Here is a 16,248-nt window from a genome sequence, read left to right as displayed (position 1 = left end):
AGAAAGAATATTAATTAGATAACCATACTTTAACATATTCTCCTGTATCAACTGTAAGTCCTGGAGCAGGTTTTTGATCTTTAATTACTCCAGAACCAGACCATTTAAGCCTTAATCCCAACTCACCTATTAAATCTGCTGCTTCTCTCACTTTCATTCCCTTTAAATCAGGTACTGTTACCTGATACTTTTGCTTTTCATTTTCAGCATCATCAAAGAACAAAATAACAGTACTCTCTTCATTAACTACTACTCCAGGTTGAGGGACCTGATCAACTACCTTATCTCCCCTATCTTCTAATTTAACCTGCAATCTTTTTCGATGTAACTTATCTTCTGCTTTAGTCAAAGATAAATTCTTGACATTTGGTACTTTAACCTGCTTAACTTTATTATCTTCTTTCTTAGATTCTTTTTTCTTAGATTCTTTATCAGTCTGTGGTGGAATCTCTAAATAACGTAAAGCATCTTTGACTACATCATGAAAAATAGGTGCTCCTACTTGGGACCCATAATAAGGATAACTACTAACTCCATACATAACTACTAAAGTGACCAATTGAGGATTTTCAATAGGTACCATTCCGATAAAGGAAGCATCATAAATTCGTTTTCCATAATGTTTAGCTGTTCCTGTCTTACCACCGATTCTATAACCTTTAATTGCTGCTTTCTTCCCTGAACCTTCTGCTACTACTCCTTCTAATAGCCTTCTTACTGTTTGAGAAGTTTCTTTAGAAATCACTCTTCTAATTGGCTCAGGTTCCATCTTCTTAAGCAATTCACCATTTGGTTTTCTAACTTCCTTAACTAACTGAGGCCTTAATAATTGACCGTCATTAGCCACTGCCGAGACTGCTCTAATTAACTGAATAGGAGTCACAGTAATACCATGCCCAAAAGACATAGTTGCCAACTCAACTGGACCAATATCATCTAAACTATAGGCTAATCCTTCTGCTTCACCTGGTAGTTTAATTCCTGTTTCTTGACCAAAACCAAAAGCTTTAATATAATCATAAAATTTCTCTTTTCCAATTCGTTGTCCCACTTGAACAAAACCAGGGTTACAAGAATTTTGTACTACTTCGGCAAATGTCTGCTTACCATGTCCTCCACTTTTCCAACAATTAATTCTCTGACCTGCTACTTCTATATAACCAGGGTCATAAAATTTATCGTTAGAATGAACAACACCTTCCTCTAAACCTGCAGATGCTGTCATAATCTTAAAAGTGGAACCTGGCTCATAAGTATCTGATACAGCTCTATTACGCCACAGACGTGGAGTATAATCAGCAAATTGATTGGGATTATAAGTTGGGCGATTAGCTAAGGCTAAGATATCACCATTCCGAGGATCCATCATCACAATTGTTCCAGCTTTAGCCTGATGCTCTGTCATAGCCTGGTCTAACTCTCTTTCAGCTATATACTGTAGTACATGATCTATCGTTAAATAAATATTATTCCCATCATCAGGTGCAATATAATCTTTAATTCCTTTAGGAATTTCGCGACCAATAGCATCACTTTCAATCGATATCCTACCTGGATCGCCTCTTAGTTGCTGATCATAAGATAACTCTATTCCTTGCAAACCTTGACTATCTATTCCTGCAAAACCTAAAATATGTGAAGCAAGATTACCTTTAGGATAGAACCTTTTACTTTCTTCAGTAAAATAAATTCCTGGTAGATCTAATTTGCGAATCTTTTCTGCTTTTTCCTCTGCTACCTTACGAGCAATATAAACTGCTCCTAACTGCTTTGTAACCTTTTGATAAATCTCTTTTTGTGATAATTCAAGAATTGCAGCTAATTTCTGAGCTGTCTGCTGAGGTTGTTCGATATCTTTAGGAGCTGCTACTACAGTATCAGCACTAGCACTGACAGCTAACTCAACACCATTTTTATCATAAATGACCCCTCGCTTAGGTTCCACTTTAACTTTTCTCAATCTCTGTTGTAAAGCTCGCTGTTGGTAATCATTATTCTTCGATAATTGAATCCAGCCTATCCTTAGAACCAATAGACTTATTGCTAAGAAAGCAAGACCAAATAATAAAAGAATTCTTGCTCTTACCTTTTGACTTATTTTGCTCACCTTATTACTCCCCTTCCTCAACTCAGGAAGTTGATTATTCTAAAGTATCAGCTTGCACATTAGCTAAATTATCAATCCAAGCCATAATTTTATCTGTAATATTCTGCTGTGATCTGTTATTAGCCTGCTTTTTTTCTTTAGAACTAGCTTGTTGAGATGATTTCTTTTGTTCATTATCAAGTACAACATAATGTACTTGATCTGGTTCTTTCATTCCCAATTCTTCTTTAGCCACCTCTTCAATCCGCTCTAAAGACATTAAATTAGAAATTTTGAGTTGTAAATGTGCATTTTCTGATTTTAGACGATTCCTTTTTTCCTTTAACTTTTCTACCTTTAAATTCTTTCTTGATAATTGTACATATTGATTAATATGTATTAAAATCAGAATCACAATTAATACTATTATAAAGATTCCCCATAGAATTCGCTTGAATTGTTGATCATTTGTTGATTCAGATTGAGAGCTACCTTGTTGCAAAAAAAATTGCTGCTCTTGATTTTTTTTATTATTCCCTATTCCCAATCTTATTCACCCACCTTTAACTTTAGAACTCAAGGGATTTTTAGAATAAATCATCTTTTATATCTTTTCTGCTACTCTTAATTTAGCACTCCTTGCTCTACGATTATGAGCTACTTCCTCTTCTGTAGGTGCAATAGAGCTTTTAGTTAAAAAATCAACCCTAGCTTCTTTATCACAACCACAAATAGGAAGTTTAGGAGGACAAATACAATCAATAGCTAACTCCTTAAAATTCTGCTTTACAATTTTATCTTCTAGTGAGTGAAAACTAATAACACAGATTCTAGCTCCTGGCTTTAGCCTTGCTACTGCATCTTCTAACACATTCTCTATTATTTCCAATTCATTATTAACAGCTATTCTTAAAGCCTGAAAAGTTCTTTTGGCAGGATGAGGTCCTTTCCTTCTAGCTGAAGCTGGAATAGCCTGTTTAATCAATTTTACTAGCTGAGTAGTTGTTTCAATTCTTTCCTTGGATCGAGACTCAACAATAAATTGAGCAATTCTAGCAGCCCATTTCTCTTCTCCATACTTACGAATAATAGTTGTCAGCTGATCTTTAGAATAATTATTAACTATATCTGCTGCAGTTTTAGTTTGACGTTGATCCATTCTCATATCTAACGGAGCTTCGTATCTATAACTAAAACCTCGGTCAGGATTGTCCAATTGATATGATGAAACTCCTAAATCAAATAAAACTCCATCAACCAAATCAATATCTAGTTGATCCAAAATATTATCCAGATTTTTATAATTATCTCGGACTAAATCAATCTGTACATCATACTGGCTTAATTTACCTTTTGCTTCTTCAATTGCTGCTTGATCCTGATCAATTCCAACAAATCTGCCCTGATCAAGTTGTTTAACGATTTCTTGAGCATGACCAGCTCCTCCTAAAGTACAATCAACATAAATTCCATCATCTTCACAATCAAGATAATCTAAAACTTCATTCAACATTACAGGTATATGATTAAACTCCATAAATATCACCCTTTTATATAAGTATATATAAGTAAATGAAAGGACATTACATATTGTATTATATAGAGAAATATTTCGCAATACAAATTGGGATAAAAAGTAATTTATTCCCATTATATTCTGGTTAGATCTAGTTTGTAGTATCAGAAAAATTGTAACTTTTTTGCTCCTAGCACATAAATATAAAATAAGGGAATTCCCATTATCTTATTTTATATAATTTAACACAAATTATTGAAAGAATAATTTTACTATTGAACAATTTGATCATTCATCTAGATAAATTTAATAGATTTAAATTCCCTTGAATTAAATATCCCTAGAAGGGAGGTATTGCTATGAAGATTGATTATTTATTCACTTGGTCTAAAAACGAAGAGGAGGATTTAAAGGCAGTAGGAGGAGGATTTAAAGTACCAGCTCCTTTCAAATGGGTATTTGCAATCTTTAAAAAATAAATTACAACTTAATTAATAGGGGCACTAAAATAGGAACTAAAGCAGATAAAACAGCACCACTAATAAAAGAAATAACTACTATTTTAGTCTGATCAACAGTCTTTGAAATTAAAGGCAGAGTAGTATCCATTGTTGTAGCCCCCCCTGGAGCAACAATAGATACTTTAGCTCCTAACCTAGCCATGACTGGAATTAAAACAATAGCAATTACTTCACGAAATACATTAGTCAAAAAAGCCAAAGCCCCTAATTTAGCACTATATATCTTTGTTAACAACACCCCTGATAAACTATACCATCCAAATCCTGCTCCTATAGCACTAGATTCATTAAAAGGCATACCTAATAACTTACCACTTAGAACGGTACCAATTATACTTCCTAAAGCAATAAAAATAGGAACTAATATTATTTTAAGCCCAAACTCCTTTAGTTTATGTAATAATTCTTGATTTCTACCAAGATCTATCCCAACACCTAACAATAGAAAAGCTAACAAAATAGTAGACAGAGACGATAAAGAATCAATCCATAAGCTAGGAATTATAGAATGTCCCAATAGTATTCCTATAATAATAACAATAATAATAGAAATTAACATCTTTATTCCCCCTGGCTTGATAATTCAAAAACTAACATAATTATTATACTACCTAATACTGATCCTAATGCTAAAATGAAAGCATTTAATCCTATCTGATTTAAACTATTGACTATCTGAGGATCAGCACCAATCTGTAATCCCATAGTAAATAATAATAATAATAATCCTCCTAATACTAAATAATCAGCTAAATCTAATACATATTCTGGTAATAACTGCAAATTGCCTATTAATAGCCCTAGTATTAAGGAAAAAATAATTATCCACATTATTTTCACCCCTTACCCCATTAATTTTAAAACAGCTTTTTTAATTATAACATAATCATACTCAATCTTGCCAGAAATTAACCTAATTCTAATCTGATTTTTAGTTATATCAGCTAAAAAGGCTTTCTACTTCTATAGAAAGCCTTTTACATATCATTTTGATATACTATCTTCCTTTTTATTAGCCTTACTTACTTTCTTTTCTTGTTGGTTATTGTCTTCTAAAATCTTGGGAGTAATAAAAATAATCAATTCTCTTTTTTCTTTTGTTTTATTACGACTCTGGAATAATTTACCAAAAATAGGAACGCTGCTTAACAAAGGAACCTCAGATAATTTCTCAATTTCACTTTCTGAAATCAAACCACCAATTACTATTGTTTTACCATCTTCAACTATAATATTGGTTTCAACTTTTTTAGTATTAATTACTGGATAATCACCTTGCCAGTCATAAACACTACTCACTTCTGGCTTAATGTTAAGTCTTATCTGATCATTGCTATTAATTTGAGGCGTTAATCTTAATACAGTTCCTACATTTTTAAAACTAACACTAGTAGTGGTAGTTCCAGCGTCCTTATCAGCTTCCTTTTTTACTATTGGAACTTCTCGACCAACATCAATCACTGCTTCCTTACCATCGACTGTAGCTATTCGAGGGTTAGCTAAAGTAGTTGAATCTCCAGTTGACTTCAATGCTTTAATAATAGAGTTATAATTCATTGAAACATCTCCAATATTTAACCTTCCAGATGGAAGAACCCCACTACCATTACTACCACCTGTATCGCTATCCCATACTTTTTCTCCTGCAGAACCTTCTTGAGCAAAGCTCCAATTTATCCCTAAATCTTTTAACTTATCATATGATACATCTTCTATTCTAGCTTCTATAATTACTTGTCTTTGTGGTTGGTCTAGTTTTTTAATAACTTTAGCAATTGCTTTCATTTCTTTCTTATAGGCTGTAATTATTAAACTCTTACTTCGTTTATCAACTGCAATCTTATCTTGACTAATAAATTGTTGTAGACTTTTCTTAATCTTATCTGGTTTAGAATTTTTTAGTTTAAATACTTTAGTTATCTTTTTAGCAAAATTAGCTTGTAAACTTTTAGATGTTCCTATTAATAAAGTATTATCCATAACCTTGTAGCTTAAACCATTAGACTTAGTTAATAATTCTACAGCCTTTAGAAAAGTAATATTATTTAATTTGATTGTTATTTTTCTATTTTCTACTGAATTATCAATAATAATATTTTTTCCAACACTATTTGCTATAGCCTTAAAAGCATTTTGTAATTCCATATCTTCAAAATTAAGATTAATTTTTCCTTTACTAACTTCTATTTTATTAGCTTTATTTTGCCTCTTAAAACTATCTTGCAAACTCTCGGCAGTTCCAATCAAGACAGTATTATCAATAATTTGATACTCTAAACCATTTGTCTTAGTTAAAAACTTAACTGCTTCAAAAAAAGATACACTCTCTAAATGAACTGTTACCTTTCCTTTAACAGAATTATCAGCTACTATATTCATTCCAGCAATATCTGCTACAGCTCTAAAAGCATCACGTAGTTCTACATTCTTGAAGTTGAGATTAATCTGTTTTAATTTAGGCTTATTCTGCTGGGCCAACCCCACACTAGATAATAAACTAATTAATATTATTCCAATTATTAAGTATCTTACTCTACCATCTATAATTGCTATCACCTCCTATAGTCAAAGTCACTCTCTGCTTATCTTTAGTTACTAATATACGTCTCTCCCCTATTATTTCAACCTGCCAACCAGCTAATCTACCACCTACTGTAACTAATTCTGTTCTATTAGCTAATTGCAAGATAGCTAATTGACTATTATTCTTCTTAATAATTCCTACTAATTTAAACTTAGGCAGAGAAGATTTAACTGGTTGTATAGTTTCTTCTTTTTTTACCTTTGGCAGTTGAATTTGAAATGGATTACTAACTGGATAATTCTGTTTAATCTCTTTTACTTGCTCCTGTTTGATAGATTCTTGACTATTAGATTGATATCTTTTGACTGTAACTAATCTATCTAGTCGATCTCTAAATTTTGCCAACTCTTCTTCTTTACTATCTTCCTTATTTAATAATCTATAAACTATTAATCCACTACTAATGGATAAGAAAAAGATAAGAACTACCCCTAGTATCTTAATTAGATTATCATTTAACTTAATTCTTCTCCGGGCCAACTTCACTTGCTGTCCCTCCTTGCTCTATAAAGTAAGCAACCAACCTTAAATTAGCTTCTAATTTAGCTTTTCCTATCCTTGTAATATTTAAGTTATCAACTAATAATAATTTTTCTAATTCTTCAACATTCTTTATATAATTTAAAAGTTGCTGATAACTTCCTTGTAGTTGCAGTTGAATACTTAATTTATTATTTTTAATCCTACTAGAGCTAATATCTAATAGACCAACTTCTATCTTAGTAGCTAACTGATTTAAATTAACTACTAAATCTAACTCTTGACCTTCCTTTAAAAATTTGGCCTGTTTCTGTTTTAATTCTTTAATTAACTTTCTATTCTTCTGCTTAACTTCTTTTTCTTGCTGTAGAACAGTCTTTTTAGCCTTTAAACTAGTAATTATTCCTCCTAGATTATCTCTGCTCTGCTTTAACTTCTTGACCTGTGGTTGATAAAGATAGAAATAAAAGATCACTCCCAAAATAATTAACATTCCACTAGTCAGTAATATCTGCTCTCTTTTAGTTAATTTGGCCCATAAGTTAGTCAACCACTGCATGATTATTCCCTACCTTATTGATTTCTCCATTTAATTGATAATAAATTACCTCTGCTGGCTGATAGCCTTGTAACCTTAACTTTTTCTGCCTAACAAAATCTATTGTAATCCAACTAAAATAAGCTGATTGTTTTAATTTAGCTACAACTTGTCCAAACTCCTCTCTAGTTAGAGCATAACCTTGTAACTTAAATAGATGTTGCCGATAAAAAGTTAACTTCTCTAACCAACTCACCTCTGTTACTACTAGTTTTAACTCTTGCAGAGCTGGCGTTATAGCTACTTTTGGCCCTTGTATCTGATTAGTCGCTAATTGTTTTTCTAAATTTTTATTATCTGCTTTGATCCCTTTAATATCTGCAACCTGTTGATTAACTTGAACCAACTTCTTTCTTGCTATATCTAGTTTGGACTCCATCTCTGTAATATTAAATACTAGATTAAGATAAATACCTCCAACTATTAAAAATAAAATAATTATTCCTGAACTAATTATTAGAATCCTTAACTTATTTTGACCTAATCTACGATTTTCTAAATATTCAGGAGGTAATAAATTAATCACTTTCTTCTTCCTCCCTTAAAGCTAACCCAATACTAACTCCTAAATACTGAGCTGTCTCTTTCAACTGTCTATTACTTATATCCGTTATATTGGTCATTAGTCTACCCTCTAATTTCATTTTTTCTACCTTTAAACCAAATTCAGTTGCTAAATAATCAGTAAAACCAGCTAATTTAGCTCCACCACCAGTTATAATAATCTGCTCTAGATCTTTATTATTATACTTAACTTCAAAATAATCTAAGGAACGATAAATTGCTGTAGTCAAATTTCGAATAATTAAATTAGTATTATTTTCAACAAATAGATTGGTCTGTTGTTTATATTCCTCTGCCTGTTCAAAGGTTAACTCTTTATTTTCAGCAATATCTTCAGTAATATCAACTCCTCCTAAATCAATTGTTCTAGTAAATAATAATCTACCCTCTTTAATAATTGAAATATCTGTCGTCTTCATTCCTATATCTAAAATTCCAAGTAAAGAATTATTATACAATTGATTAATAGTTCGTGCTATAGCAATTGGCTCAATCTCAATAGCTACTAGATTCAAATTTAACCCTTCAAATAACTCTATATACTTATCAATCAGATCATGTCTAACGGCTATAATTAATACTTGATACTCTCCTTCTAAATTTTCAGTTAAGATTTCATAATCTAAGACTACTTCTTGAATATTAATTGGTAACTTTTCTTCTGCTTCCCACTTAATTGCTTCTGTAAGCTCTTCTTGTGGCATCTTAGGTATCTCTACCATTCTACTAATAACTTCCTCACCACTAATTGCCGTAACAACATTTTTAGCTTTGAAATTATTTTCTGATAATTTAATCTCTAAAACTTGTTTTAAGGCTGCTAACTTCTTTAGTTTACCATCTTTAACTGCTTCTTTAGGGGTTTCTAGAACAGCTAAATTGTTCAATACAATATTTCCTAAGTTAGTTTCAACCTCTACCAGCTTAACTAATTCTTCTCCAATATCAGCACCGATTACCTTTTTATTAAATATATTACCTAACTTATGTTTTATAGTAGCTACTAACCCCATTACCCCACCTCATTTCTAATCTTCTTGCCAACTGACTAGCTGTAATTTACCCTCTGAATCTGACTCATGCTCTGAACTATAATCTACCTGTTGCCTCTTAAAAGTATCTAAATAAGAATTATCAAATACTATCTTTAAATTATTCTTAGCTATTATTCTATCTTGAGCTATTAGACTACCTACTATTTCTACATTATTCCATAGTTTAATACTACCTTGTGAATATAATAGAGTTTCTAAATAAGCATTATTTTTAATGTTAATATCTCCAGTTACTATAACCAAAAAAGGGCCTTTTCTACCTTGTGTGATCTGCCAATTAGATTTAGCTGATAAATTACCATCTACTACTAAGACACCTGAGCCTTGAATATTATTCTTATGAAACTCTACATCACCATCAATATAGTTGATTCCGTCTTCAATAAGCATCGGATCCTTACTATCTCTTGTTATCAAATAATCAGCCTTTTTCCTTAAACTATCAATCTCAATCTCAGGAAAAAGATTATCACTTTCTTCCTCCTTGAGAATAGAACTTTTTAAATAAATATTATTACCCATATTTATCTCACCAGTAGAATAGAGATCTCCACCAGATTCATTACCAATAATAGTAGCATTATTTTTAATCTTAATCTCATTTCCTGAATAAACTGAATAGTTAAAAGCTTGACTACTATTATTATTTTGATATCTATAAGTAGCAGAGATTCTCTTAGTATTATTTTTATACTTAGCTAATGAAGTAAAAGTTACTTGATTATCAGTTATCTCTTTAGTTATCTCTGTTTTATATTCTTTATTTATGTCAATTGGAAGTCTCTCTGTAACCAACTTAAATTGTCCTTCTTTATCTGCGGTTTTCCAGAAACTATCATTAGCAAATTTATCTCTAGCATACTCCAAACCAGCTTCTGCTAAATAAAAAGTCTGCAGCTCTTTCTTTCTAGTTTCATTAATCTTAACTTCACTAACTAAAGAAGTTAGCATTCCAGTAACCAACGTCAATAATACTAATGTAGTTAATAAAGTCAAAACAATAACTGACCCTTCTTGATTCTGGAACATAGACCTACCTTCTTTCTATAAACTAGCCTGTAATGCTCTCAATAAAACTTTATCTTTAATTCTATCTCTCTTAAATGATTGTCTTAAAGTTAAATCTATTTCTATACCCTTCTGTAATACATTATAAGTAAAATTCACTTTCTCAATCTGATCTTGGGCAAATTGCCGAGTAGAAGAACCCCAGTTTAGATTAGATAACTTATCTTTATTCGAATCATTAATAGTGATTTGCCAATAATCAATCCTCTTTTTTTGAGAACTATAAGCATACCTTCTATACTGATCAATTCCCTTATCTAATTTACCATTCCCATTCAAATCTACTGCTAGGCTCACTGCCTTAGCTGTCCAATTATCCTTAAGAGAATGATTGATTTCTAGTGTTCTATGCAGATCTCTAGTCAATCTTAAGAGAATAATTCTAGTTTCTCTCTGGACTGAAACTGTCTGCTGAGTTAATTTCTCTATCTTCCAACCAGTCAGTAAAATACCAACAATTGCAGCTCCAACTATACCAATAATACCTAACACAATTAGAACTTCAATCAAAGTAAAACCTGCTCTATCTTTCATTTTATCACCTGTTAGTCAGTAAGGTCATCAACTTTACTTCTTCCTTATCTCCTCTTTTATCTAACCAAAATACTGTTACTGTTACCTGTTTTAAAGTTGGCCCGGCTTGATTAACTAATTCAATCTTAATTTCAAACTCAGACTGTTTAGGATCAACAATTAATAAAGCATTACTTAATTCCTGTTTTATTGTTACTCCTTGTAAATTCTTTAACTTATCTATTATCTCTGAAATAGTAAATTGATCACTATTACTAGCACAACCCTTTACACTTTCTATAGCCCATCTAGCTAAAGATAGCGCTTGTGTCTTCTTATTAGTATCTGTTATCATCTGAAAACCACCAATAAAACTTCCTAATATAGGAATCAAGACAAGAGATAATATTGTAATTCCTACTACAACTTCAACCAATGTAAATCCAGTTTCTTTTTGATAATCACTTGTATAGATCATTGATTCTGCTCAAACCTACTTTCTTGCAACTGTAGATTAATACTAATTCCTATTCCTAGTAAGCTCCAAAAGACTGGGGCTACTGAAATCACACTATCATTAAACAGACCAGTTATTACATAAGCAATAAAAGCAGTAAAGACACCTACTCCTACCTGTTTATAGTAAGTATCCAATTTCATATTATAATAAAGTTGCTAACTGGAAATAAAATAGGTTCCAAATAAAATTAATAAAGCAAGTAAGGAAGTTAGTCCTGTATTGATCCCAACTTGTAAATACATATTATGAGGTTTATCAACTATAATTTTAGTCGTTCCAAAGGTAATTAACTTTCCTACACTATCAAATTGAGGAAAATAGAGGGCATAGGTATCAGGGCCAAATCCTATAAAAGATGTATCTTTTAGCATAGGAAGTGATCTAGACCAGATATATCCCCGACCAGAACCTAATCTTTCTATACCAACAAAACCCCATTTTTCAATATCACCTGTCTTATATCCTTTATTTTGAAAACCAATAATCCATAGCTCTTTATCTTTCTTATGTTCAGTAATCCTAAAATTGGCTTCTTTATTATTATAAGAAAATTGTAAAATCTGTTTATCTTCTAATAACTTAAACTTATAATCTTTATATCTCTTATCTTCTAATTCTATTACTCCATTTTTTTGATTTAAGGTATAGTTGATTCTTTTTTCTGCCTCATTAAAAAATAATAATTTATTATTAGTAATAACTTTAATTTTTAACTTACTTTTATCTGTAACTAAAATCAACTGATTATCATTAATTATAACATCTTTAAGTTGATTTGAATTCTTCTGACCAGTTGCTATCTTAGTCTCATCTACAAAGGAAAAGAACTCTTCTACTAACCGATTCTTTCCCACCTGATTCATACCTATAAAGACTAGCGTAAAACCAATACCTAATACTAAGATAGCTTTCCAATGCTTAATTAACTCTTCTTTTACCAATATAACTAACAGAATAATGGCTACAAAACCACCAATTATCCCTGCTCGAGAAAGAGATCCTAGCCAATTAGCAAAAATCAATAAACTAAACAGCCCTAATAATATTTTGGATTTTAATTTCTGACTTAGTATATATAAAGTTAATCCTAGAGTAAATATCATTGCCATATAACTTCCTACATAATTTGGATTATATAAAGTAGAAAAAATATAATCAAATTTAGCAGTAATACCATTAACTTTACTAGATAGTTTAGAGGATAGAATCAACTTCTCACCTAATTTAGTAGTAAATAAATCAAAACCAAAATACTGCAAAATTCCTATCAACCCAATAATAGTTGCTGATAAAAAGAGAGTAATTATTAAAAATTTAATATCTCCTTCAGTCTCTACTAAATTTAGAGTAATAACTAAGACTAATAAATAGGATAGAAGTACAAACATTCCTTCATATCTATTAGGAAAGCCCCACAAAGCTACAGAACTAGTCTTTGCATAGTAAGTAGAAAGGATAATACAAATAACATAAATCTCTATTGGAAGATAATAATATGTCTTTTTAAGTTTACCCTCACCAAAACTATAAGTTATAAAAGATATTAAAGCACAACAAGTAGCTAGCAAGAAAACAACCATCTTATAATAAGAAAAAAAGTCTAAATCTTTAGACCAATAGGATTTCAATATTCCTGCGATAGAAATCTGCTTACTAAATAATACTAAAGGAACTACCCCCATTATAATAGCTATTGGTATCAAATATCTAGTATTGTTTTTCTTCTTTAACTTCATTCTACTCACACTTCCTAATATAAAAATAATCTAAGGTACCAATTAATAATCTGATTCCCCCATAGAATCATTATTAAACTACCTAAGGCAATAAAAGGGCCAAAAGGAAGTCGACTTCCCCATTCTTTAGCTCCACTACTTAATAAAAACAAAGCTATAATTGAACCAATAAAAGCACCAATAAAAATAGCTACTAAAGAATATAATCCTCCTATAAAGCTACCTACCATTGCTATTAACTTAACATCACCTAATCCCATACCACCTTTAGTAATAAATATAATCAATAATAAAAAAATAGCTGGAATAACTATACCACTTAATGAACTCTTAAAGTTAAGTTGGCCCGTTAATAAACTACTACCTAACCCTGATACAATACCTAAGTAAGTAAGTTGATTAGGAATGATCTGATATTTAAAATCAATAAAACTAGCCACTATTAATAAAGAGATCAACCACACATAAAGAAAAAATTCTATAGTAAAATAATACTGTTTATATAAAGTAAAAAAAAGTAGACCTGTTACTAGTTCTACTATTGGATACTGGTATGATATTTTCCTCCCACAATAACGACAACTGCTTTTTGTTAAAATAAAACTTAGCACTGGTATTAAATCAATAGGTTGGAGTTTAGTTTCACAACTTGGACAATAAGATCTAGAAAAAACAATCGGTTCTTTCTTTGGTAGCCGATAAATTACTACATTCAAGAAACTACCGATTATTAAACCAAAGGTAAATATTATAACTCCTAATGACATACTTATTTTCACCTGCTCTAAATTACTTATTTGTAAAAAGTCGCATTGTTTTTCTTATTTAAACCTAAAACCTTTTAAAAATAAAAAGATTATTTTAGTAAAGATGTTTCTTAAATTTTAATTGGTCTTAATCTTAACTGTAAACTGTAAATTGCAAACTGTAAACTGAAAAGAGTAATATGAGAATCAGCACCAAAAACGGTGCTGAAAAATGACTACTATTCACTTATACCTCCAGGTGTAACAGTTATTTTATCATTATTATTAACAGTATCGTCATCATTAATATCTACATCTACTTCATACTCAATTGTATAGGAAGAACCAGAAGTAGAGTAACCGCTACCTGTACTATACTTATTAGTATCCACATTTGTAATATAGTCGTTAATATCACTTAAACTTGCTGGATATTCACCCTCTTCCGCATTATACATCTCTAAACCTGCCTGAATATTTCTTAGATCACTTTTTACAGCAGCTATATCTGCTTTATCTCTTACTCCACCAAATTGCGGAATAGCAATTCCTGCTAAAGTTCCAATTACAGCAATTACAATCATCAACTCAATTAAAGTAAAACCTTCTTCTCTAGTTGCTAAAGTCTTAAACTGATCTCTTAATTTTTTTATCACTATAAATCCTCCTTTATATGAAAATACATTATATTACTTCTATAATTGATTAATAAAATCCTGCTTAACATAAATTAAAATGAACCCATTTCCATATTTTATACATATAATGAAATATTAGGATAGAGGCTAGGTTTTTAAACACTCTCACATAACCTCATTTTTATAAATTTGACTTTACTAATACTGATTCCTTACACTGACACTACATCATTTATAAATAACAAAAAACCGCCCTATAATCTTAAAAATTAATTTAAGATAGGACGGTTTCACCAATAGCTCAGTATAACCTAGGTGACCAGATATAAGTCATACTTCATTGCTTCCTATATTAAGAAATTCTTTAATTATACATATATTCCTTTTGGATTAATATATCATTAATACCAAATTATATCAAGTATTTTTATAATACTAAATTGCTTTAAACACTTTGAATCAGACCAAACATAGGTAACATAATTGAAAGTACTATACCTCCAATTATTATTCCCAATACTACAATTAAAGCTGGCTCAACTAATGAAATAATACTATCGACTTTATATTCAACCTCTTGTTCATAAAAATCAGCTAACTTATTAAGCATCTCTTCTAGATTTCCTGTCTCTTCTCCAATTTCTATCATCTGTAGTGCCATTTCAGGAAAGGTATCATCTTCACTTAAAGGCAAAGTAATACTTTCTCCTTCACTAATACTTTGTCGAGCAGATGCCAATTTATCAGCTATAACTTGATTAGAGACAACCTTACTTACTACTTCAAGTCCTTCTAAAATTGATATTCCACTATTAATTAAAATAGATAAGGTTCTACTTATTCTAGCCACTGATACTTTAACCACTAAATCACCCCATAAAGGTAACTTAAGTAGTATTCCATCTATCTTTCTTTTCCCTTGGTCAGTCTGATAATAATAATAGATACTAACAATTATGACAACTAAAACCAAAATAAATAAATACCAATAGCTTGAAACTAAACTACTACCATATAATAATAATCTAGTTAATAAGGGTAATTCAATATCCATACTAGAAAAGACATCTACAAAAGTAGGTAATACTACTGTAATTAAAAAAAAGACTACTCCTAAAGCTACCAAGGTGATTACTATAGGATAAACTAACGCAGAGGTTATTTTCTGCTTTAAATCATTCTCCTTTTCAAAATACTGAGCCAACTCCTCTAAAACACCATCTAATATACCACCAGTTTCTCCTGCTTCTACCATAGTAATAAATAATTTAGGAAAGACTTTATCTTCCTTTATCATTGCTTCTGATAAGGTCATACCACTCTCTACCCTTTCTCTAATAGCAATAATAGAGTCCTTTAATTTAGAAGCAACTACCTGCTCCGATAAAATATTGAGTGTTCTAACTAATGAAAGTCCTGAATTAATCATAGTAGCAAATTGTCTACTAAATAAAGCTAACTCTTCTACACTAGCTTTTTTCCAAGTTAAAAATTCAAAATTAAAATCAAAATTAGAAGTTTCTTCTTCAATTGAAGTAATATAATAACCTTGCTCTCTTAATTGATTAACTGCTATCTTCTTACTTTCAGCTTCTATATTTCCTTCAGTTAACTCTCCTTGTC

General features: G+C 30.7%; 18 protein-coding genes and 1 riboswitch. All 18 genes read right to left on the bottom strand.

From position 1 onward, the window contains the following. Positions 1-10: 10 nt before the first annotated feature. Entirely contained in the window at positions 11-2,107 is a 2,097-nt protein-coding gene (locus tag ACYQ39_RS11750) for a stage V sporulation protein D (protein ID WP_459843260.1), read from the bottom strand. A gap of 34 nt (positions 2,108-2,141) precedes the next feature. Then, on the bottom strand, positions 2,142-2,633 hold the full coding sequence (gene ftsL / locus ACYQ39_RS11745; protein ID WP_459843257.1) for a cell division protein FtsL: 492 nt from the start codon (positions 2,631-2,633) through the stop codon (positions 2,142-2,144). A gap of 57 nt (positions 2,634-2,690) precedes the next feature. Next, entirely contained in the window at positions 2,691-3,623 is a 933-nt protein-coding gene (rsmH, locus tag ACYQ39_RS11740; protein ID WP_459843254.1) for a 16S rRNA (cytosine(1402)-N(4))-methyltransferase RsmH, read from the bottom strand. Between the two features lie 459 nt (positions 3,624-4,082). Further along, positions 4,083-4,682, bottom strand: a complete 600-nt coding sequence (locus tag ACYQ39_RS11735; RefSeq protein WP_459843252.1) for a LysO family transporter — start codon at positions 4,680-4,682, stop codon at positions 4,083-4,085. 2 nt (positions 4,683-4,684) lie between these two features. Beyond that, positions 4,685-4,954 (bottom strand): LysO family transporter, encoded by a 270-nt coding sequence (locus ACYQ39_RS11730; RefSeq protein ID WP_459843249.1) that lies wholly within the window; start codon positions 4,952-4,954, stop codon positions 4,685-4,687. A gap of 153 nt (positions 4,955-5,107) precedes the next feature. Next, the gene (locus ACYQ39_RS11725; RefSeq protein WP_459843246.1) at positions 5,108-6,679 is read right to left on the bottom strand and encodes a type II secretion system protein GspD; all 1,572 of its coding nucleotides are present in this window, start codon (positions 6,677-6,679) and stop codon (positions 5,108-5,110) included. Further along, entirely contained in the window at positions 6,657-7,193 is a 537-nt protein-coding gene (locus tag ACYQ39_RS11720; RefSeq protein WP_459843244.1) for a hypothetical protein, read from the bottom strand. Before ACYQ39_RS11720 ends, ACYQ39_RS11725 begins: the two co-directional genes overlap by 23 nt. Continuing rightward, positions 7,168-7,746, bottom strand: coding sequence for a GspMb/PilO family protein (gene gspM, locus ACYQ39_RS11715; RefSeq protein ID WP_459843242.1), 579 nt, complete (start codon positions 7,744-7,746; stop codon positions 7,168-7,170). Before gspM ends, ACYQ39_RS11720 begins: the two co-directional genes overlap by 26 nt. Continuing rightward, a complete protein-coding gene (locus tag ACYQ39_RS11710; RefSeq protein WP_459843239.1) occupies positions 7,730-8,311 on the bottom strand; it encodes a PilN domain-containing protein in 582 nt (193 codons plus the stop codon). Before ACYQ39_RS11710 ends, gspM begins: the two co-directional genes overlap by 17 nt. Further along, positions 8,304-9,362, bottom strand: a complete 1,059-nt coding sequence (gene pilM / locus ACYQ39_RS11705; protein ID WP_459843237.1) for a type IV pilus assembly protein PilM — start codon at positions 9,360-9,362, stop codon at positions 8,304-8,306. Before pilM ends, ACYQ39_RS11710 begins: the two co-directional genes overlap by 8 nt. 15 nt (positions 9,363-9,377) lie before the next feature. Continuing rightward, positions 9,378-10,433, bottom strand: coding sequence for a hypothetical protein (locus ACYQ39_RS11700; protein WP_459843234.1), 1,056 nt, complete (start codon positions 10,431-10,433; stop codon positions 9,378-9,380). Positions 10,434-10,448: 15 nt separating this feature from the next. Next, the gene (locus ACYQ39_RS11695) at positions 10,449-11,006 is read right to left on the bottom strand and encodes a PilW family protein (RefSeq protein WP_459843231.1); all 558 of its coding nucleotides are present in this window, start codon (positions 11,004-11,006) and stop codon (positions 10,449-10,451) included. A 4-nt stretch (positions 11,007-11,010) separates the two neighbouring features. After that, positions 11,011-11,463, bottom strand: a complete 453-nt coding sequence (locus tag ACYQ39_RS11690) for a type IV pilus modification PilV family protein (RefSeq protein ID WP_459843229.1) — start codon at positions 11,461-11,463, stop codon at positions 11,011-11,013. Further along, positions 11,460-11,645: a hypothetical protein gene (locus tag ACYQ39_RS11685; RefSeq protein ID WP_459843226.1), complete on the bottom strand. Its 186-nt coding sequence runs from the start codon at positions 11,643-11,645 to the stop codon at positions 11,460-11,462. Before ACYQ39_RS11685 ends, ACYQ39_RS11690 begins: the two co-directional genes overlap by 4 nt. A gap of 15 nt (positions 11,646-11,660) precedes the next feature. Continuing rightward, complete coding sequence (locus ACYQ39_RS11680; RefSeq protein WP_459843223.1) at positions 11,661-13,241, bottom strand: O-antigen ligase family protein; 1,581 nt, start codon at positions 13,239-13,241, stop codon at positions 11,661-11,663. Positions 13,242-13,255: 14 nt separating this feature from the next. Beyond that, positions 13,256-14,008 carry a prepilin peptidase gene (locus ACYQ39_RS11675; RefSeq protein WP_459843221.1) on the bottom strand — a complete coding sequence of 251 codons (753 nt, stop codon included), beginning with the start codon at positions 14,006-14,008 and terminating at the stop codon, positions 13,256-13,258. Between the two features lie 218 nt (positions 14,009-14,226). Then, the gene (locus ACYQ39_RS11670; protein WP_459843218.1) at positions 14,227-14,643 is read right to left on the bottom strand and encodes a type IV pilin protein; all 417 of its coding nucleotides are present in this window, start codon (positions 14,641-14,643) and stop codon (positions 14,227-14,229) included. 255 nt (positions 14,644-14,898) lie between these two features. Next, positions 14,899-14,982: riboswitch (cyclic di-GMP riboswitch) on the bottom strand. An 88-nt stretch (positions 14,983-15,070) separates the two neighbouring features. Beyond that, positions 15,071-16,222 carry a type II secretion system F family protein gene (locus ACYQ39_RS11665; protein WP_459844355.1) on the bottom strand — a complete coding sequence of 384 codons (1,152 nt, stop codon included), beginning with the start codon at positions 16,220-16,222 and terminating at the stop codon, positions 15,071-15,073. Between the last annotated feature and the right edge of the window lie 26 nt (positions 16,223-16,248).

This window comes from Halanaerocella petrolearia, assembly GCF_054657875.1.
The sequence above is the reverse complement of the archived record's forward strand: the minus strand, read 5'-3'. Positions and strand labels throughout refer to the sequence as shown.

Excerpts from the sequence above, each read along its gene's own strand:
- ACYQ39_RS11695 (WP_459843231.1), bottom strand. The coding sequence starts at position 11,006 with ATGAAAGATAGAGCAGGTTTTACTTTGATTGAAGTTCTAATTGTGTTA.
- rsmH (WP_459843254.1), bottom strand. The coding sequence starts at position 3,623 with ATGGAGTTTAATCATATACCTGTAATGTTGAATGAAGTTTTAGATTAT.
- ACYQ39_RS11690 (WP_459843229.1), bottom strand. The coding sequence starts at position 11,463 with ATGATCTATACAAGTGATTATCAAAAAGAAACTGGATTTACATTGGTT.
- ACYQ39_RS11730 (WP_459843249.1), bottom strand. The coding sequence starts at position 4,954 with ATGTGGATAATTATTTTTTCCTTAATACTAGGGCTATTAATAGGCAAT.
- pilM (WP_459843237.1), bottom strand. The coding sequence starts at position 9,362 with ATGGGGTTAGTAGCTACTATAAAACATAAGTTAGGTAATATATTTAAT.
- ACYQ39_RS11675 (WP_459843221.1), bottom strand. The coding sequence starts at position 14,008 with ATGTCATTAGGAGTTATAATATTTACCTTTGGTTTAATAATCGGTAGT.
- ACYQ39_RS11680 (WP_459843223.1), bottom strand. The coding sequence starts at position 13,241 with ATGAAGTTAAAGAAGAAAAACAATACTAGATATTTGATACCAATAGCT.
- ACYQ39_RS11700 (WP_459843234.1), bottom strand. The coding sequence starts at position 10,433 with ATGTTCCAGAATCAAGAAGGGTCAGTTATTGTTTTGACTTTATTAACT.
- ACYQ39_RS11685 (WP_459843226.1), bottom strand. The coding sequence starts at position 11,645 with ATGAAATTGGATACTTACTATAAACAGGTAGGAGTAGGTGTCTTTACT.
- ACYQ39_RS11735 (WP_459843252.1), bottom strand. The coding sequence starts at position 4,682 with ATGTTAATTTCTATTATTATTGTTATTATTATAGGAATACTATTGGGA.
- gspM (WP_459843242.1), bottom strand. The coding sequence starts at position 7,746 with ATGCAGTGGTTGACTAACTTATGGGCCAAATTAACTAAAAGAGAGCAG.